The sequence below is a fragment of the Streptomyces sp. NPDC037203 genome, from assembly GCF_055605065.1.
Genome location: NZ_JBVJUC010000002.1, coordinates 459,613 through 478,471, shown reverse-complemented (window position 1 = coordinate 478,471; position 18,859 = coordinate 459,613). Strand labels below are relative to the sequence as shown.

15 protein-coding genes are annotated in these 18,859 nt (G+C 72.5%); 3 read left to right on the top strand and 12 right to left on the bottom strand.

Annotated features, from left to right (window positions below; all coding sequences use genetic code 11):
- Positions 1-38 precede the first annotated feature (38 nt).
- The 7 genes from ACZ7EC_RS06600 to hrcA form a co-directional block, all read right to left on the bottom strand.
- The gene (locus ACZ7EC_RS06600) at positions 39-3,257 is read right to left on the bottom strand and encodes a S41 family peptidase (protein WP_471058817.1); all 3,219 of its coding nucleotides are present in this window, start codon (positions 3,255-3,257) and stop codon (positions 39-41) included.
- Positions 3,258-3,301: 44 nt separating this feature from the next.
- Positions 3,302-3,877, bottom strand: coding sequence for a hypothetical protein (locus tag ACZ7EC_RS06595; protein WP_471058815.1), 576 nt, complete (start codon positions 3,875-3,877; stop codon positions 3,302-3,304).
- 105 nt (positions 3,878-3,982) lie between these two features.
- Entirely contained in the window at positions 3,983-4,375 is a 393-nt protein-coding gene (locus ACZ7EC_RS06590) for a VOC family protein (RefSeq protein ID WP_471058813.1), read from the bottom strand.
- 20 nt (positions 4,376-4,395) lie between these two features.
- Entirely contained in the window at positions 4,396-5,142 is a 747-nt protein-coding gene (locus tag ACZ7EC_RS06585) for a 16S rRNA (uracil(1498)-N(3))-methyltransferase (RefSeq protein ID WP_471058811.1), read from the bottom strand.
- Entirely contained in the window at positions 5,139-6,254 is a 1,116-nt protein-coding gene (locus tag ACZ7EC_RS06580; RefSeq protein WP_471058809.1) for a nitronate monooxygenase, read from the bottom strand. The genes ACZ7EC_RS06585 and ACZ7EC_RS06580 overlap by 4 nt, the downstream gene beginning before the upstream one ends.
- A 178-nt stretch (positions 6,255-6,432) precedes the next feature.
- Positions 6,433-7,569: a molecular chaperone DnaJ gene (gene dnaJ, locus ACZ7EC_RS06575; protein WP_397986004.1), complete on the bottom strand. Its 1,137-nt coding sequence runs from the start codon at positions 7,567-7,569 to the stop codon at positions 6,433-6,435.
- Positions 7,570-8,586, bottom strand: coding sequence for a heat-inducible transcriptional repressor HrcA (gene hrcA, locus ACZ7EC_RS06570; RefSeq protein ID WP_111582045.1), 1,017 nt, complete (start codon positions 8,584-8,586; stop codon positions 7,570-7,572). It lies immediately after the preceding gene.
- 173 nt (positions 8,587-8,759) lie between these two features.
- Between hrcA and ACZ7EC_RS06565 the strand changes: the two genes are divergently transcribed.
- Together ACZ7EC_RS06565 and ACZ7EC_RS06560 are read left to right on the top strand one after the other, a co-directional pair.
- The gene (locus ACZ7EC_RS06565; RefSeq protein ID WP_471058807.1) at positions 8,760-9,482 is read left to right on the top strand and encodes an MBL fold metallo-hydrolase; all 723 of its coding nucleotides are present in this window, start codon (positions 8,760-8,762) and stop codon (positions 9,480-9,482) included.
- Positions 9,483-9,550: 68 nt separating this feature from the next.
- Positions 9,551-10,420 (top strand): DUF3097 domain-containing protein, encoded by an 870-nt coding sequence (locus ACZ7EC_RS06560; RefSeq protein WP_471058805.1) that lies wholly within the window; start codon positions 9,551-9,553, stop codon positions 10,418-10,420.
- Here the strand turns inward: ACZ7EC_RS06560 and ACZ7EC_RS06555 are convergent.
- The 5 genes from ACZ7EC_RS06555 to lepA all read right to left on the bottom strand — a co-directional run bounded on the left by ACZ7EC_RS06555 (position 10,398) and on the right by lepA (position 18,351).
- Complete coding sequence (locus tag ACZ7EC_RS06555) at positions 10,398-10,976, bottom strand: Uma2 family endonuclease (RefSeq protein WP_471058803.1); 579 nt, start codon at positions 10,974-10,976, stop codon at positions 10,398-10,400. The genes ACZ7EC_RS06560 and ACZ7EC_RS06555 overlap by 23 nt on opposite strands.
- A 100-nt stretch (positions 10,977-11,076) precedes the next feature.
- A complete protein-coding gene (gene hemW, locus ACZ7EC_RS06550; protein WP_471058801.1) occupies positions 11,077-12,309 on the bottom strand; it encodes a radical SAM family heme chaperone HemW in 1,233 nt (410 codons plus the stop codon).
- A 55-nt stretch (positions 12,310-12,364) separates the two neighbouring features.
- Positions 12,365-14,155, bottom strand: coding sequence for a SpoIIE family protein phosphatase (locus ACZ7EC_RS06545; protein ID WP_471059745.1), 1,791 nt, complete (start codon positions 14,153-14,155; stop codon positions 12,365-12,367).
- 150 nt (positions 14,156-14,305) lie between these two features.
- On the bottom strand, positions 14,306-16,183 hold the full coding sequence (locus ACZ7EC_RS06540) for an AMP-dependent synthetase/ligase (protein ID WP_471058799.1): 1,878 nt from the start codon (positions 16,181-16,183) through the stop codon (positions 14,306-14,308).
- Positions 16,184-16,476: 293 nt separating this feature from the next.
- Positions 16,477-18,351 carry a translation elongation factor 4 gene (gene lepA, locus ACZ7EC_RS06535; RefSeq protein WP_471058791.1) on the bottom strand — a complete coding sequence of 625 codons (1,875 nt, stop codon included), beginning with the start codon at positions 18,349-18,351 and terminating at the stop codon, positions 16,477-16,479.
- A gap of 226 nt (positions 18,352-18,577) precedes the next feature.
- On the opposite strand from lepA, the gene rpsT reads away from it, so the two are divergent.
- Positions 18,578-18,844 carry a 30S ribosomal protein S20 gene (rpsT, locus tag ACZ7EC_RS06530; RefSeq protein ID WP_471058789.1) on the top strand — a complete coding sequence of 89 codons (267 nt, stop codon included), beginning with the start codon at positions 18,578-18,580 and terminating at the stop codon, positions 18,842-18,844.
- The last annotated feature ends 15 nt before the right edge of the window (positions 18,845-18,859 follow it).

Below are 18,859 nucleotides of genomic sequence, written 5' to 3'. Positions count from 1 at the left end.
CGCGGCGGGGCCGCAATCGGCACGGCCCCGCGTCCCTTTCAGGTCGGCAGGGCGGGCGGGGCCTTCGCGGGGACGGACTCCAGCGACTCCAGCGCCAGCCTGATCGCCTCGTCCAATTGGGGGTCGCGGCCGGCGGCCCAGTCCCGCGGAGTCTGCACGACCTCGACGTCCGGGTCGACGCCGTGGTTCTCCACGGACCAGCCGGGGCCGTCCAGCCACATGGCGTATTTGGGCTGGGTGACCAGGGTGCCGTCGACCAGGCGGTAGCGGCTGTCGATGCCGATGACGCCGCCCCAGGTGCGGGTGCCGACGACGGGGCCGATGCCGAGCGCCTTGATGGCGGCGTTGACGATGTCGCCGTCGGAGCCGGAGAACTCGTTGGCGACGGCGACGACGGGGCCCCGCGGGGCGTACATGGGGTAGCTGAACGCGCGGCCCCCACGCGGGAGGTCCCAGCCGACGATGCGGCGGGCCAGGATCTCCACGACGAGCTGGGAGGTGTGGCCGCCGCGGTTCTCCCGGACATCCACGATCAGGCCCTCGCGGGCGACCTCGACGCGCAGGTCGCGGTGGATCTGGGCCCAGCCGGGGGCCTGCATGTCGGGCACGTGGAGGTAGCCCAGACGGCCGCCGGAGCGCTCGTGGACATGGGCGCGGCGATCCGCGACCCAGGCGTGGTAGCGCAGGGGTTCCTCGTCGGCGAGCGGGATGACGACGACGTGCCGGGGGTCGCCGCCCGCCGCGGGCGAGACGGTGAGTTCGACGGGCCGGCCGGCCGTGCCGGTGAGCAGCGGGCCGGGTCCGGTCACCGGGTCGACGGGGTGGCCGGCGACGGCGAGGATCGCGTCCTGGGGGCGGACGGCGACACCGGGCGCGGCGAGCGGGCTGCGCGCCTGCGGGTCGGAGGTCTCCGAGGGCAGGACCCGGTCGACGCGCCAACTGCCGTCCTCGTGGCGGGAGATGTCCGCGCCGAGCAGGCCCTGGCGGGGGCCGCCGCCGTAGCCGCCGCGGGGGCTGACGTAGGCGTGCGAGGTGCCGAGTTCGCCGTGCACCTCCCACAGCAGGTCCATCAGGTCGTCGTGGGTGGCGAGGCGGTCCAGGAGGGGGCGGTAGCGGTCCAGGACGCCGTCCCAGTCGACGCCGCCGAGGTCGGGGCGCCAGAAGTTGTCGCGCATGAGGCGGCCGGTCTCGTCGTACATCTGCCGCCACTCGGCGGCGGGGTCGACGGTCTGCCGGATGCGGCCGAGGTCGACGGTGATGTGGGAGTCGCTGTCCTCGTCGGCGGAGGCGCGGCGGTCGCTGGGTACGACCTTGAGCTTGCCGTCGGTCCACAGCAGGACCCGCTTGCCGTCGCCGCTGACCTCGAAGTGGTCGGCGTCGGCGGCGAGGTGCTCCAGGCGCCGCTGGACGAGGTCGTAGCGCTCCAGCTCCGTGTGCGGGTAGGGCTCGTCGGGGGTGGCGCGGGTGGTGCCGAGGACGCCGTGCAGCGGGTGGCGCAGCCAGAGCACGCCCTCCTTGGCGGCACGCAGACGGCCGTAGCGGGCGGACTCGACCGGGAAGGGCACGATGCGGTCGGCCAGTCCGTCGAGGTCGATCCGGGTGCTGGGCACGCCCTCGCTGTCGGGGGTCTCCTCCTTGTCGGAGGTCTCGAACGGGCGGCCGTGGCGCTGCGGTCCGAACGGGGAGGGGGTGGTCGCGGCGAGGGTGATCAGGTAGGGGCGGGTGCCGCCCACGAAGGCCAGGTCGAAGGCGTGTTCGTCGTAGACCGGGTCGAAGGAGCGGTTGGAGAGGAAGGCGAGGTGCTTGCCGTCGAGGGTGAAGGCGGGCGCGTGGTCCTGGAAGCGCAGCGGGGTGGCCTCGCTGACGCTCAGGTCGGTGGTGTGGGCGAGGCGCAGCTGGCTGAGCGGGCGGGGGCCGGGGTGGGTCCAGGCCAGCCAGGCGGAGTCGGGCGAGAAGGTGAGGTCGCGGACGTCGCCGTCCGCGCTGTGGTCGACCTCGCGGACCTCGCCGGTCTCCCGTTCGACCAGCAGGAGCCGGCCGTCGTGGGCGGCGACGGCGGCGCGGCTGCCGTCGGGGGCCATGGCGAGTTCCAGGACCCGGCCGAGGCGTCCGGCGGCGAGCCGGCGGGGGGTGGCGCCGAGGGCGGCGCCGGTGGCGGGGGCGAACTCCAGGGCGTCCTCGCCCTCGGCGTCGGTGACCCAGACCACCCACTCCTCGCCGTCGGCGCGGAAGGTGCGGGGCAGCCGGGCGCGGACGCCGGGTTCGGCCGCGAGGGCGCGTACCGGGCCGGCGCGGTGGGTCACCCAGTGGACGGTGCCGCGCAGGCCGACGGCGCTGCCGCGGGCGGTGTGGTCGGGGGCGGCCGAGCCGAACCAGCGGGAGGCGTCCACCTGGAAGGGCTGGAGATCGACGCGGGGGCCGCCGAGGCGGATGTCCAGTGCGCGCGGGGCGGCGCCGTCGAGGTCGTCCAGGAGCCAGAGCCGGCCGGCGCTGGAGTAGACGACACGGGTGCCGTCGGTGGCGGCGTGCCGGGCGTAGAAGGTGTCGAGGGGGGTGTGCCGGCGCAGGTCGGAGGCGTCGGCTCGGGAGGAGTAGAGGGCGCCGGTGCCCTCGTGGTCGGAGAGGAAGGCCAGGCGGTCGCCGACCCAGAAGGGGTACTCGATGTTGCCGTCGAGTTCCTCGTGCAGCCGGGTGAACTCCCCGTCTCCGCCGTCCGTGTCCCGGTCGATCCACAGCTTGCCGGCGGTGCCGCCGCGGTAGCGCTTCCACCAGGCGGCCTCGCGGCCCATCGGGACGGACAGCAGCACGGTGTGCGGGCCGTGGGCGACATCGCCGACGGGGCCGTACGGCAGGGTGGTGGCGGGTCCGCCGTCGAGGGGGACGGCGCGGGCCCAGGTGCGGCGCCGGCTGGGCTGGCCGGCGGTGCTGAGCGCGAGGACCTGGCCCTCGGGGGTCCAGCCGCACACCCGCGTCTGCCAACTGCCCCAGTACGTGAGGCGTTTGGCGGGGCCGCCGGCGACGGGCGCGATGTGCACCTCGGGGGCGCCGTCGCGGGTGGAGGTCCAGGCGAGGGTGGTGCCGTCGGGCGAGACGCGGGGGTGGTTCACCGCGACGTTGTCGGCACTGGCCCGCCAGGCGCGGCCCCCGTCGAGGGGGGCGAGCCACACGTCGTCCTCGGCGGTGAAGGCCACCAAGTCGCCGTGCAGGTGCGGGAATCGGAGGTAGCCGGAGGTTCCTGTCGAAGCGCCCTGAGTCACCCCGTCACCTTACGCAGCGACCGCCGTCCGCGGGCCCGTTCCGATCACTTCCCCGCCACGGGCAGGCAGGCGGGGTCGCTCTGGCACCAGAGGGTGCGGGTCACGGTGACCGTGACGGCGGGTCGCGCGCCGACGGGCGGGTAGCTGGGCGGACGGTAGGTGAAGGTGGGCGGCCGGTAGGTGAAGGTGGGCGGCCGGTACGCCGGTGACGGCGCGGACGCGCAGTCGCCGAGCCCGCTGACGTGGAACACCTGCCTCCCCTCGACCCTGGCCCGCAGATCGCCCCGGACGCAGGCTCCGTCCACGGCACGGGTGACCTCGCCGTTCACGGTGATCCGCTCCCGGTCGCCGGTCTCGCCCCGGCAGTCGACGGAGACCCCCGCGCCGCGCCCCGGCGCGGCGGTCGCCCCGGCGGCCGGGCGCGAGTCGCCGCTGCAGGTGAGCCAGCCGACGTGGACGTCCGCCTGTTCCAGCCGCGCGGTCGCCGTCGTCCCGGTGGTGTACGCGACCCCGGCCGCCCCGAGCACGTCCGACTGGCAGCCCACGGCACCGGCCCCGGCCACACCGACGATCCCGGCGAGAACGGCCACGCGCGGCCGGATCCACATGAATGCCCCCATGCACGGCAGAGTGCCAGCGCGAGGGGGACGGACGGAAGCGCCCGCCCCCGCACTCACCCGTTCGGCGTGCCGGTTCCTGCGAAACGGCGTACCCGCCGGGGGGGTTCAGCCCCGCAGCAGCAGCCACTCCTGGAGTTCCACCAGATTGCCCTCGGGGTCCTTCAGGTGGGCGACGCGCATGCGGTCGGTCAGGGGGGTGGGGGGCTGGAGGAGGGTGGCGCCGCGGGCGGTGATCTCGGCGCAGTAGGCGTCGAGGTCGTCGACGCGCAGGACGACCAGGGAGCGGTGGCCGTCGGCGGCACCGGCGAGTTCGGGCAGCAGCTCGGCCATCATGGCGCGGTCCTGGAGGGCGATGCCGGCGGACCCGGTGTGGGGGCTGAACTTCTCGTAGGGACCCTCGCTGGCGCCGGACTGCGGCTTCAGGCCGAGGACATCGGCGTAGAAGCGGTAGCAGGCGGCGAAGTCGGTGACGAGGAGCCGTACTTGGGCGAGTTCCATGGTGTCCCTCCGGTCGAGGTTCAGGACCAGCGGCCGGTGCGCCCCAGGAGGAGGGCGGCGGCCGCGGTGCCGGCGGTGGAGGTGCGCAACACGCTGGGCCCGAGGACGTACGCCCGCGCGCCCGCCTCCTCGAACAGCGCCAACTCGTCGCGGGAGACGCCTCCTTCGGGCCCGACGACGAGCACGATCTCGCCCTCGGCGGGGAGTTCGGCGGTGGCCAGCGGCTCGCTGGTGTGCTCGAAGTCGGAGTGCAGCACGCCGGCGAAGTCGGCCGCGGCCAGAAGTGCCGCCACCTGCTTGGTGGTCGCCGCCTCGGCGACCTCCGGGAAGCGGACCCGGCGGGACTGCTTGCCGGCCTCGCGCGCGGTGGCCCGCCACTTGCCGAGCGCCTTGAGACCGCGCTCGCCCCGCCACTGCGTGATGCAGCGCGCGGCCTGCCACGGCACGATCGCGTCGACCCCGACCTCGGTCATCGTCTCGACGGCCAACTCCCCCCGGTCGCCCTTGGGCAGAGCCTGTACGACCGTGATCCGGGGCCGCGGCGCGGGCTCCTCGGACACCTCGGGCATCCGTACGACGAGGCGGTCCTTGCCCTCGCTGCCGAGCACCTCGCACACCGCGTAGCGCCCGGCGCCGTCGGTGAGGACCACCTCCTCACCGGCTTCGAGACGCTTGACCGAGACGGCGTGCCGGCCCTCGGGTCCGTCCAGGACGTAGCGGTCGCCGTCCGCGGTGAAGTCCGGCACGACGAAGACGGGCGCGGTCACCGGGCACCCCCCGCGGCGAACGCCGTCCCGGCCTCGGCGAGTTCGGAGGCGAGCAGCTCCACCAGCGGTCCGGCGGGCAGTTCCCTGGCCAGCCGGTGGCCCTGGCCCGCCCACAGCGCCATGCCCTGCGCGTCCCCGGCCTTCGCGGCGGCCTTGCGCAGCGGCGAGGTGAGGTGGTTGACCTCCGGGTAGGCGGCGGGCGCGTACGGGCCGTGCTCGCGCAGGAAGCGGTTGACCAGTCCGCGCGCGGGACGGCCGGTGAACGCGCGGGTCAGCTCGGTGCGGACGAACAGGGGGTTGGTCAGCGCCTCCTTGTGCACGGCGGGCGCGCCGGACTCGGGGGTGGCGAGGAAGGCGGTGCCCAGCTGGGCCGCGCTCGCGCCGGCCGCGAGGACGGCCGCGATCTGGGCGCCGCGCATGATGCCGCCGGCCGCGACGACGGGGATGTGCACGGCCTCGCGGATCTGTGTGATCAGGGAGAGCAGGCCGAGGCCGGTGCCGTCGTTCTCCGGGACGTCCCGGTGCGTGCCCTGGTGGCCGCCGGCCTCCACGCCCTGCGCGATCACCGCGTCCGCCCCGGCCCGCTCCACCGCGACGGCCTCCTCGGCGGTGGTGGCGGTGACCAGCGTGAGGGTTCCGGCCCGCCGCAGCCGCTCCAGCGCCTGGCGGTCCGGCACCCCGAAGTGGAAGGAGACCACCGGCACCGGGTCGTCCAGGAGCACCGCGAGCTTGGCGTCGTAGCCGTCGTCACGGCCGTGGTCCGGGTCCCCCAGCTCGGTCTCGTACCAGGCGGCCTCGCCCGCGAGCTGATGGGCGTAGACCTCGACCGCGCCGGAAAGGGGCGCGGCCTCGGCCGCTCCGGTGGAGCCGGTGCTCGCACCGGGGTATTCGGACTGCGGCATGAAGACGTTGACGCCGAAGGGCCGGTCGGTGAGGCTCCGCAGCCGCTTGATCTCCTGGTACATGCCGTCGGCCGTCTTGTATCCGGCGGCCAGGAACCCGAGCCCGCCGGCCCCGGAGACGGCGGCGGCGAGCTCCGGCACCGAGACGCCGCCCGCCATGGGGGCCTGCACGATCGGGTGCCGGAGGAGATCGGTCAGTGCGGAGGACATGCCCGCATGGTGTCACGTCCACCGAACAAGTCCGAATCGGGCACCAGGATCGGCATATTCCACTCCGTGCCCGGTCAGAGGCCGTGACGGGCGCCGTGGCAGCCCCGGCCGGAGGCCGGGCCGGGTGCCGTGGCAGCCCCCGGTCGGAGGGCGCCGCGGCACCTGCGCGGCCGGACGCTCAGCGTCCGTTGAACGCGTCCTTCAGCCGCGAGAACAGCCCCTGCTGACCCGGCTGGAACTGCCCCTGCGGGCGCTCCTCGCCGCGCAGCTTGGCCAGCTCGCGCAGCAGCCGCTCCTGCTCGGGGTCGAGCTTCGTCGGCGTCTGCACCTCGACGTGCACGATCAGGTCGCCCCGGCCGCCGCCCCGCAGATGCGTGACGCCCCGGTTGTGCAGCGGGATCGACTGCCCGGACTGGGTGCCGGGCCGGATGTCGATCTCCTCCATGCCGTCCAGCGTCTCCAGCGGCACCTTGGTGCCGAGCGCCGCCGCGGTCATCGGGATCGTCACCGTGCAGTGCAGATCGTCGCCGCGGCGCTGGAAGCGCGGGTGCGGCAGCTCGTGGATCTCGACGTACAGGTCGCCGGCCGGACCGCCGCCGGGGCCGACCTCGCCCTCGCCGGCGAGCTGGATCCGGGTGCCGTTGTCCACACCGGCCGGGATCTTCACGGTCAGCGTGCGCCGCGAGCGGACCCGTCCGTCGCCGGCGCACTCCGGGCACGGCGTGGGCACCACGGTCCCGAAGCCCTGGCACTGGGGGCACGGCCGCGAGGTCATGACCTGGCCCAGGAAGGACCGGGTGACCTGCGAGACCTCGCCGCGACCACGGCACATGTCGCAGGTCTGCGCCGACGTGCCCGGAGCCGCGCCCTCGCCGTTGCAGGTGTTGCAGACGACCGCGGTGTCGACCTGGATGTCCTTGGTCGTCCCGAAGGCCGCCTCGTCCAGCTCGACCTCGATCCGGATCATCGCGTCCTGGCCGCGCCGGGTGCGCGAGCGCGGTCCGCGCTGCGACGCCGTGCCGAAGAACGCGTCCATGATGTCGGAGAAGTTGCCGAAGCCACCGGCCCCGAAGCCGCCCGCGCCGGCGCCGCCGGACTGCGAGAGGGGGTCGCCGCCGAGGTCGTAGACCTGCTTCTTCTGCGGGTCCGACAGCACCTCGTAAGCGGCGTTGATCTCCTTGAACCGCTCCTGGGTCTTCGGATCGGGGTTGACGTCCGGGTGCAGCTCGCGCGCGAGCCGACGGAACGCCTTCTTGATCTCATCCTGCGACGCGTCGCGGCGCACGCCGAGAACGGCGTAGTAGTCCGTGGCCACTTACGACTCCGCCAGGATCTGTCCGACGTACCGTGCCACTGCGCGTACCGCTCCCATCGTTCCCGGATAGTCCATGCGGGTCGGTCCGACCACGCCGAGCTTGGCAACCGCCTCGCCGCCCGAACCGTAGCCCACCGACACCACGGAGGTTGAGTTGAGTCCTTCGTGGGCGATCTCGTGCCCGATGCGCACGGTCATGCCCGGATCCTTCGCCTCGCCGAGGAGCTTGAGGAGCACGACCTGCTCCTCCAGGGCCTCCAGGACGGGCCGGATCGTGAGGGGGAAATCATGTCCGAAGCGGGTGAGATTGGCGGTGCCGCCGATCATCAGCCGCTCCTCGTTCTCCTCGACCAGTGTCTCCAGAAGGGTGGAGAGCACCGTGGAGACCGTACCGCGATCCTCGTGTTCGAAGGCGTCCGGCAGGTCCTCGACCAGCTTCGGCACGTCCGCGAACCGGCGGCCGGCGACCCGGCTGTTGAGCCGCGCGCGCAGGTCCGCGAGGGACGCCTCGCCGAACGGCGCCGGGCAGTCGACCATCCGCTGCTCGACCCGGCCGGTGTCCGTGATCAGCACCAGCATCACGCGCGCCGGGGCGAGCGCCAGCAGCTCCACGTGCCGCACGGTGGACCGGGTCAGGGACGGGTACTGCACGACGGCGACCTGCCGGGTCAGCTGCGCGAGCAGCCGCACCGTACGCGCCACCACGTCGTCGAGATCGACGGCGCCGTCGAGGAAGTTCTGGATCGCGCGGCGCTCGGGCGCGGTCATCGGCTTGACGCCCGCGAGCTTGTCGACGAACAGCCGGTAGCCCTTGTCGGTGGGGATGCGCCCCGCGCTGGTGTGCGGCTGCGCGATGTACCCCTCGTCCTCCAGGGCCGACATGTCGTTGCGCACGGTCGCCGGGGACACGCCGAGGTTGTGCCGCTCGGTCAGGGCCTTGGAGCCGACCGGCTCCTCGGTGCCGACATAGTCCTGGACGATGGCGCGCAGCACCTGAAGCCTGCGTTCACTCAGCATTCGCGCGCACCTCCAGCACGTCGTCCCCTCACTTGCGAGGCTGTCCCTCTTGTGTCCGTCTTGGCACTCTTCGCATGCGAGTGCCAGCGTTCCCCGGCCCAGTGTACGGCCGTGGGGTACGCACCGGGCAAGGTCGGTGCCCGTGCCACCGCTCCTGCGGCTAGCGTCGCGGTATGACGGTGACTTGGGAAGAGGGTGGCTGGGAGCGGCTGACCGCCGGGGTGGGGCGGTGCCGGCTGCCGGGCTGGGACTGCACGGCGGGGCTGGTCCTGGGCGCGGACACGGCGCTGATGGTGGACGCCGGGTCGAGCCTGGCGGAGGGGGCTCGGCTGCGGTCCGCGGCCGAGGTACTGGCCGGCGGACGTGTGACCCATCTCGCGCTGACCCACGTCCATTTCGACCATGTCTTCGGGGCCCCGGCGTTCGCGGGGGCCGAGGTGTACGCGGCGGTGGGCGCGGACGGGGTGTTCCGCCGCGGGCGGGACGAGCTGCGGCACGACGCGGTCCGCCACGGGCTGCCGGCGGACGAGGCCGAGGAGGCGGCGCTGGCGCTGGTGCCGCCGCGGCACCTGGTCTCCGGGGAGCGGACCCTGGAGCTGGGCGGCGGCCGCCAGGCGCTGCTGGCCAATGTGGGCCCCGGCCATACCGCCCATGACCTGGTGGTCCTGGTGCCGGGAGAGCAGGAGGTGGTGTTCTGCGGGGACCTGGTGGAGGAGTCCGGGGAGCCCCAGGCTGGTCCGGACGCCGTGCCGTCGCGCTGGCCGGACGCGCTGGACCGGCTGCTGGCGCTGGGCGGCGAGGACGCGCTGTACGTGCCCGGTCACGGCGCGGTGGTCGACGCGGCGTTCGTACGGCGCCAACGGGACGCGCTGGCCGCCCGGTTCGGCGTGAACTGAGCCGCACGCACACCGACTTACCGGCGTGTCGTGAGCGCGCGCCCGCGGCTTCTCCTATCGTCATCCGAATGTGCCCACCCGTCTCCCACCACCGCCCCTCCAACGGGGGCCCTTCGGGCCCGCGCTCCCGCCGGTACTCCGCCGACCTGACCCCGCCCTGGAAGAAGTCCCAGCCGGTGCCGGAGGTGCCCGCCGAGCCGGGGCTGGTCGTGGAGGAGCCCGGAACCGGGTTCTGCGGGGCGGTGATCCGCTGCGAGGCGGGCACGGTGACGCTGGAGGACCGCTTCGGCAAGCACCGGGTGTTCCCGCTGGAGCCGCGCGGCTTCCTGCTGGAGGGCCGGGTGGTGACGCTCGTACGGCCCTCCGCCGGCCCGGCGCGCCCCGCCCGCACCGCCTCGGGCTCCGTCGCCGTCCCCGGCGCCCGTGCCCGTGTGGCCCGCGCCGGGCGCATCTACGTCGAGGGCCGGCACGACGCCGAGCTGGTGGAGAAGGTCTGGGGCGACGATCTGCGCATCGAGGGCGTGGTCGTGGAGTACCTGGAGGGTGTGGACGACCTCCCGGCGATCGTCGCCGAATTCGCCCCCGGCCCGGACGCCCGCCTCGGTGTCCTCGTGGACCACCTGGTGCCGGGCACGAAGGAATTCCGCATCGCACGGTCGGTGACCAGCGAACACGCGCTGGTGGTGGGCCATCCGTACATCGACATCTGGGAAGCGGTGAAACCGGCGTCGCTGGGGATCGCGGGATGGCCTCGGGTGCCGCACGGCCAGGATTGGAAGACGGGCGTGTGCCGCGCCCTGGGCTGGCCCTCGGACAACACCGGCGCGGTGTGGCAGGCGATCCTGAAGCGGGTGAACTCCTACAAGGACCTGGAGCCGGAACTGCTCGGCCGGGTGGAGGAGCTGATCGACTTCGTCACGGGTAGCGGTGGGGCCTGACGTTGGGGAGAACCTCGAAATCGCCTGTCGCCAGCTCGACGCCGAGCAGTTCCAGCGGCACCGGGTCGCCGAACTTGGTGACTCGCTGCAGCTGGTAGTCGGCGTCCTCCCCGGCACCAGTGGGCTCGGTGAGCAGAACGCAGTGAGCGACGACGGGGTCGATGATCAGGTACGCAGGCACCTTGCCTGCCGCGTAGATCGAGCGCTTGACGCCGTAGTCCCGATCGACACTCGCCTTGGAGACGACTTCGACCACCACGGTGACGAGGTGAGACGGCAGGAGACGCCCGGAGGCCGGGCCCACTCCCCGCTCCAGGATCACAAGATCCGGTACCGGCTCACTCGCCTCGGTGACGATGTCGACGTCGGTGGTCTGCAGACGCTCCCAACGCTCCCTCGGAATCTGGTCCTGCACGTCAGCGACGATCCGGTTGTGCACCAGATCAGGGCTGGACATCATGACGATTTCCCCCCGGAGAAGCTCGGCTTTCACGCCCTCCGGGGGCTCGAACGCCGAGAAGAACTCGGTCATCCTGCGCTCGTCCACAGCGGTCATCTCCGTGGCCCTCCACATCCGCCGCGTCCTTTTGGCGGCAGCCTACGAATCAGGTTAAGGACCGAACCGGCGTTCCGCACCGGTTCACTCGCCGGGGTGATCAGTCCACCAGGTCCCGTACCACCGCGTCCGCTAGCAGCCGGCCCCGCAGGGTGAGGACGGCGCGGCCCTCGCGGTAGGGGGCGGGCTGGAGGAGGCCGTCCGCGAGGGCGCGGCGGGAGGCGGCGAGGCCGGTCTCCTTCAGCAGGGAGAGCGGGACGCCCTCGCGGAGCCGGAGTTCCAGGAGGATGCGCTCGACCCGGCGGTCCTCCGCGGACAGCACCTCGCGGCCCGCGCCCGGCGAGCGGCCACCGGCCAGCGCGGCAGCGTAGGCGCCGGGGTGCTTCACGTTCCACCAGCGCACGCCGCCCACGTGGGAGTGCGCGCCGGGGCCCGCGCCCCACCAGTCCGCGCCCCGCCAGTACAGCTCGTTGTGCAGGCAGCGGCCCGCCTCGGAGGTGGCCCAGTTGGAGACCTCGTACCAGTCGAAGCCGGCGGCGGAGAGCGTCTCCTCGGCGATCAGATAACGGTCGGCGTGCACGTCGTCGTCGGTCATCGGGACCTCGCCCCGGCGGATCCGGCGGGCGAGCTGCGTGCCCTCCTCCACGATCAGGGCGTACGCGCTGATGTGGTCGGGGCCCGCGCCGATCGCCGCGTCGAGGGAGGCCCGCCAGTCGTCGTCGCTCTCGCCGGGAGTGCCGTAGATCAGGTCGAGGTTCACATGCGCGAAGCCCGCCGCACGGGCCTGTGCCACGCACGCCTCGGGACGGCCGGGGGTGTGGGTGCGGTCGAGGATCTTCAGCACATGCTGCTTCGCGCTCTGCATCCCGAAGGAGATCCGGTTGAAGCCGCCCTGGCGGAGGGTGGCGAGATAGGCCGGGTCGACCGACTCGGGGTTCGCCTCCGTGGTGACCTCGGCATCCGGGGCGAGCCCGAACTCGTCGCGGACGGCCGCCAGCATCCGTACGAGATCGCCGGCCGCCAGCAGCGTGGGCGTACCACCGCCGACGAACACCGTGCGCACCGGCCGGGGGTCGTCGCCGAGCACCTTGCGGGCGAGCCGGATCTCGTCGACGAGCGTCCGCGCGTAGTTGTCACGGGAGGCCAGCACCCCGCCGGTGCCGCGCAGCTCGGTCGCGGTGTACGTGTTGAAGTCGCAGTACCCGCAGCGGGTCGCGCAGTACGGGACGTGCAGATAGAAACCGAGCGGACGCTCCCCCGCCCCGTCGAGCGCGTGCGCGGGCAGCGCGCCGTCGTCGGGTACGGGCTCACCGTCGGGGAGTGCGGAAGGCATGGACCCATTGTCCAGCACCGCCGCACGGACCCGGCGGGCCGGCCGGGACGCCCGCTCACTCCGCCTGGAGTACCAGGAGGGCCAGGTCGTCGTCCGGGGGTGACTCGCTGAAGGTGTGGACCAGGTGGCGGATCCTTTCCGCGATCTCCTCCGCGGTGAGGCCGGCGCAGGAGGCGAGGGCGGTGGCGAGGCCGTCGGCGTCGTCGAACTGGTGGGGGCCGCGGCGCCGCTCGGTCACTCCGTCGGTGACGCACAGCAGGCTCTCGCCGGGCCCGAGGTCCAGGGTCTCGCTGGTGTAGGTCTCGTCCTCGACCACGCCGAGCAGGGTCTGCGGGCGGGCCGCGGTGCGCACCCCGCCGTCGGGGCCGAGGACCAGCGGCAGGGGGTGCCCGGCGGAGGCGAGGGTGCAGCGGACCCCGCCGTCGTACGGGATCAGCTCGCCGTACAGGAGGGAGAGGAAGCGGGTCTGCGGGCCCTCCCCGCGGCCGTCGGCGGCGACCAGGGCGCGCGCCGCGGCGTCGGCGGCCTCCATGGCGTCGTCCAGCAGGAGCTGGTTGAGACGGTCGAGGACGTCGGCGACCCGGTACCCCTCACGGGCCAGCAGCCGCAGCCAGGGCCGGGCGAGGCCGATCACGACCGCCGCCTCCGGGCCCTTGCCCTGGACGTCGCCGATCGCGAAGCACCAGCGGCCGTCGCCCGCCGGGAACAGGTCGTAGAAGTCGCCGCTGGGGCCGCTCTGGTCGCAGGGCTCGTAGACCAGCGCGCTGGTCATGCCGGGGATCTCCGCGACCGCGCCGGGCAGCAGTCCGCGCTGCAGGACGGCGCTGATGGTGGCCTGCCGGGCGTACTGCCGGGCCGCGCCGATGGCGAGCGCCACCCGGCGGCCCAGGTCCTCGACCAGGCCGGTGATCTCGTCGGGGAAGCGGGCGAGGCCGCACCGCCCGATGACCAGCGTGCCCAGCGGCCGCCCGCCCGCCACCAGCCGGTACGCCAGCGCCGTCCCGTCCAGGCCGTGGACGCCCAGCGCGTCGCCGGGCCAGGGGTAGGGCACGGGTCCGAAGCCGTCCCCCGGCCGCGGCGGCTCCTTCTCCAGGGCGTGGCGCAGTTCCTCGATGCGGTTCTCGCAGGCGTGCCAGACCCGCGCCGGGCCGTCGTACGACGCGCCGCGCGCCGACGCCTCGTCCTCCAGCCAGACCGCGCACCAGTCGGCGAGCCGGGGCACGATCAGCTGGCCGGTGAGGGCCGTCACCAGGTTCTCGTCCAGCTGGCCCGCGAGCAGGTCGGACGCCTCGGCGAGAAAGGACAGCGCGCCCCGGCCGAGCCAGTCCCGGTCGCTCTGCGCGCGCTGCGACTGCGGGGCCAGCGCCTCGGCGACCTCCAGGGCGTCCCGCGCCCCGCCGCCGGCCGGCGGTTCGCTGCCGCCCGGAGGCAGCCTGGCCCACACCGACTTGGCGCCGGTGCGGTAGGTGACCCCCCAGGACTCGGCGAGCGCCCCGACCAGGCGCAGCCCCCGGCCGTACTCCAGAGTGTCGTACGACGGCTCGCCCGCGGTCGCGTCCCGCGGTGGCCGGGCCGGGTGCCGGTCCCCGACCTCGACCAGGAACGTGCCGCCGTCCTCCAGGCACCAGTCGAGGGAGATCTCGGTACCCGCGTGCACCACGGCGTTGGTGACCAGCTCGCTGACGACCGCCGTGGCGTCGTCGACGAGCCGGGGTGCCACGGGTGCCTCGGCCAGCGTAGCCCGCACCAGGGCCCGCGCGTTGCCCGGCGCGAGCGGGCTGCCGGGCAGCGCGGCGTGCCCGCGGGTCCGGCCCGTCGTCTCCCGCTGCAGGGGTATGGCCGCCATGTCCATGCGGCCAGGGTGACAGACGGGTGTCGCGCATAAGCGTGAAGTCACCGAAGTGGCCACGCATGGCCGAGAAGCGTGCTAGGACGGCATCGGAAGGGGCACCTTTTCGAGCGCCGGTGGCCAAAAAGCCGCCCTGGCGGGCAAGCCCTACTTCTCCCGCGTCCCGGCGTACATCTCGTCGATCAGCCCCTTGTACTCGCGCTCCACCACGGGCCGCTTCAGCTTCAGGCTCGGCGTGATCTCGCCGTGCTCCACGTCCAGATCACGCGGCAGCAGCCGGAACTTCTTGATCGTCTGCCAGCGCTGGAGCCCGGCGTTGAGCTGCTGGACGTACCCGTCGACCATCTCCACCGTCTGCGGCGCCGCGACGATCTCGGCGTACGGCCTGCCGCCGAGGCCGTTCTCCTTCGCCCACTCCGCGAGCGCGATCTCGTCCAGGGCGATGAGCGCGGTGCAGTAGTTCCGGTCGGCGCCGTGCACGAGGATGTTGGAGACGTACGGGCAGACCGCCTTGAACTGGCCTTCCACCTCGGCCGGCGCGACGTACTTGCCGCCGGAGGTCTTGATGAGGTCCTTCTTGCGGTCGGTGATCCGCAGGTACCCGTCGGGCGAGAGCTCGCCGATGTCGCCGGTGTGGAACCAGCCGTCGGTCTCCAGCACCTCGGCGGTCTTGTCGGGCAGCTTGTGGTAGCCCTGCATGATGCCGGGGCCGCGCAGCAGGATCTCGCCGTCGTCGGCGATGCGCACCTCCGTGCCGGGCAGCGGCTTGCCGACCGTGCCGGTGCGGTAGGCCTCGCCGGGGTTCACGAAGGACGCGGCGGAGGACTCGGTGAGGCCGTAGCCCTCCAGGATGTGGATGCCGGCGCCGGCGAAGAAGTAGCCGATCTCGGGCGCGAGCGCGGCGGAGCCGGAGACACAGGCGCGCAGCCGGCCGCCGAACGCCTCGCGGATCTTCGCGTAGACCAGGGTGTCGGCGACCTTGTGCCGGGCGGCGAGGCCGAAGGGCACCGAGCGGCTGCCGGTGTGGCGGAAGTTGTCCTGCTCGGTCTTGGCGTACTCGCGGGCGACCTCGGCCGCCCACTGGAAGATCTTGTACTTGGCCGCGCCGCCCTCGCGCGCCTTGGCCGCGACGCCGTTGTAGACCTTCTCGAAGATGCGCGGCACGGCGGCCATGTACGTCGGCTGCACCACCGGGAGGTTCTCGATGATCTTGTCGACGCGGCCGTCCACGGCGGTCACGTGCCCGATCTCGATCTGGCCGGAGGTGAGCACCTTGCCGAAGACGTGCGCGAGCGGCAGCCACAGGTACTGCACGTCGTCCGGGCCGAGCAGGCCGGTCGAGGCGATGGCCTTGGCCATGTACGACCAGTTGTCGTGCGGCAGCCGCACACCCTTGGGGCGGCCGGTGGTGCCGGAGGTGTAGATGAGGGTGGCGAGCTGGTCGCCGGTGATCGCGCCGACCCGTTCCTTGACGAGCTGCGGGTGCTGCTCCAGGTAGGCGGCGCCGCGCTTCTCCAGCTCGGCGAGGGTGATCACCCAGTCGTCGCCCTCCGGCACGCCGGCCGGGTCGACGACGACGACCTTCGTCAGCTCGGGCAGCTCGGCGCGCTTCTCGGCCGCCTTGGCGACCTGGGCCGCGTTCTCGGCGATCAGTACCCGGCTCTCGGAGTCGGCGAGGATGAACGCGGACTCGTCGGCGTTGGTCTGCGGGTAGATCGTGGTGGTGGCACCGCCGGCGCACAGGATGCCGAGGTCGGCGAGGATCCACTCGACGCGGGTGGAGCAGGCGAGCGCCACGCGCTGCTCGGGCTCGATGCCCAGCTCGGTGAGTCCGGCCGCGATCGCGTACACCCGGTCGGCCGACTGGGCCCAGCTGAGCGACTTCCAGTCGTCCGGGCCCTGCCCGGACGCGGGAGGCACCGGGTAGCGGTAGGCCTCGGCGTCCGGTGTCGCCGCCACGCGCTCAAGGAAGAGGGCCGCGACGGACGGCGGACGGTTCTCGATCTGGGTCTGTGTGTCGCTCACGACATCCTCCGGGGCCCGCGACAGCGCGGCTGGTACTCGTGCGGCTGGGTTAACTCACGGTGGGGTTTCGGGCTGTTGTTTAACTCGCGAGTAACTATCGAGCAGGCATCAGAGTAAGGCGCGACCGCCCGCTGCGTAAGGGGCTTCACCCTGTCTCTTTCCCCGCGGCGGCGACGTGGAGTGACGGCGCCGGCGCGCGAAGGCCCGCCGCGCTTTCGCACGACGGGCCCCCTGGTGTCCGTTTTGCGGACACAACCGCTTGTTTACCTTCGGTTACCGACCGATGTCCCCGGTTACTTCTTGCCCTTGGCCGACCCCGCGCTGTCATCGCTGGAGAGGACCGCGATGAAGGCCTCCTGCGGAACCTCCACCGAACCCACCATCTTCATCCGCTTCTTGCCTTCCTTCTGCTTCTCCAGCAGCTTGCGCTTGCGGGAGATGTCGCCGCCGTAGCACTTGGCGAGGACGTCCTTGCGGATGGCGCGGATGGTCTCGCGGGCGATCACCCGCGAGCCGACGGCGGCCTGGACCGGCACCTCGAAGCTCTGCCGCGGGATCAGCTCCCTGAGCTTGGCGACGAGCCGCACGCCGTACGCGTACGCCTGGTCCTTGTGGGTGATCGCCGAGAAGGCGTCCACCTTGTCGCCGTGCAGCAGGATGTCGACCTTGACGAGGCTGCTGGACTGCTCGCCGGTGGGCTCGTAGTCGAGCGAGGCGTAGCCACGGGTCTTGGACTTCAGCTGGTCGAAGAAATCGAAGACGATCTCCGCGAGCGGCAGCGTGTAGCGGATCTCGACACGGTCCTCGGAGAGGTAGTCCATGCCGAGCAGGGTGCCGCGCCGGGTCTGGCACAGCTCCATGATCGCGCCGATGAACTCGGTGGGGGCGAGGATGGTGGCCCGTACGACCGGCTCGTAGACCTCGTCGATCTTCCCCTCGGGGAACTCGCTCGGGTTGGTCACCGTGTGCTCGGTGCCGTCCTCCATGACCACGCGGTAGACCACGTTCGGGGCGGTGGCGATCAGGTCGAGGCCGAACTCGCGCTCCAGGCGCTCGCGGATCACGTCCAGGTGCAGCAGGCCGAGGAAGCCGACGCGGAAGCCGAAGCCGAGGGCGGCGGAGGTCTCCGGCTCGTAGACCAGGGCGGCGTCGTTGAGCTGGAGCTTGTCCAGGGCCTCGCGCAGCTCGGGGTAGTCGGAGCCGTCCAGCGGGTACAGGCCCGAGAACACCATCGGCTTCGGGTCCTTGTAGCCGCCGAGGGCCTCGGTGGCGCCCTTGTTCTGGCTGGTGACGGTGTCACCGACCTTGGACTGGCGGACGTCCTTCACACCGGTGATCAGATAGCCCACCTCGCCGACGCCCAGGCCGTCGGCCGGGAGCATCTCGGGCGAGCTGACACCGATCTCCAGCAGCTCGTGGGTGGCGCCGGTCGACATCATCCTGATGCGCTCGCGCTTGTTGAGCTGGCCGTCGATGACACGGACGTACGTCACGACACCGCGGTAGGAGTCGTAGACCGAGTCGAAGATCATCGCGCGGGCGGGGGCGTCGGCGACACCGACCGGGGCCGGGATCTCCTGGACGACCCGGTCCAGCAGCGCCTCGACGCCGAGGCCCGTCTTGGCGGAGACCTTGAGCACGTCCTCCGGCTCGCAGCCGACCAGGTTCGCCAGCTCCTCGGCGAACTTCTCCGGCTGGGCGGCCGGCAGGTCGATCTTGTTGAGCACCGGAATGATCTTGAGGTCGTTCTCCATCGCCAGGTAGAGGTTGGCGAGGGTCTGCGCCTCGATGCCCTGGGCGGCGTCGACGAGGAGAATGGTGCCCTCGCAGGCGGCCAGCGACCGCGAGACCTCGTAGGTGAAGTCGACGTGCCCCGGAGTGTCGATCATGTTGAGGATGTGCGTGGTGCCCTGGTCGGGGCCCTCGGTGGGGGCCCAGGGCAGTCGCACCGCCTGGGACTTGATCGTGATGCCGCGCTCGCGCTCGATGTCCATCCGGTCGAGGTACTGAGCGCGCATCTGCCGCTGCTCGACCACACCGGTCAGCTGGAGCATCCGGTCGGCGAGCGTGGACTTGCCGTGGTCGATGTGCGCGATGATGCAGAAATTGCGGATCAGCGCCGGGGCGGTACGGCTCGGCTCGGGCACGTGGTTAGGGGTCGCGGGCACGCAGGGTCCTGTCTCTTGAGGCGCCTTATGCCTCGGGTCGGATCGATACGTAGTCTCCATGGTCCCACGCGGAGGGACCGAAGGGCGTTTTGGGCCGCTCGCAGGGCCACTGGTACTGTAGATGGCTGTGCCTCATGCCCTCTCGGCCGAGGCACGATCAGAGAAATTTTGGATCACCGGTTCGGGACCCGTGCGGCCCCGTGCCTGAACCTGAAAAGGCTCCTTCGTGGCGAACATCAAGTCCCAGATCAAGCGGATCAAGACCAACGAGAAGGCGCGGCTGCGCAACAAGGCCGTCAAGTCTTCCCTGAAGACCGCGATCCGCAAGGCCCGTGAGGCCGCTGCCGCGGGTGACACCGCCAAGGCCCTCGAGCTCCAGCGCGCTGCCGCGCGTGCGCTCGACAAGGCCGTCTCCAAGGGCGTCATCCACAAGAACCAGGCCGCCAACAAGAAGTCGGCGCTTGCTTCCAAGGTCGCGTCCCTCCAGGGCTGAACCACCCCTTTGATC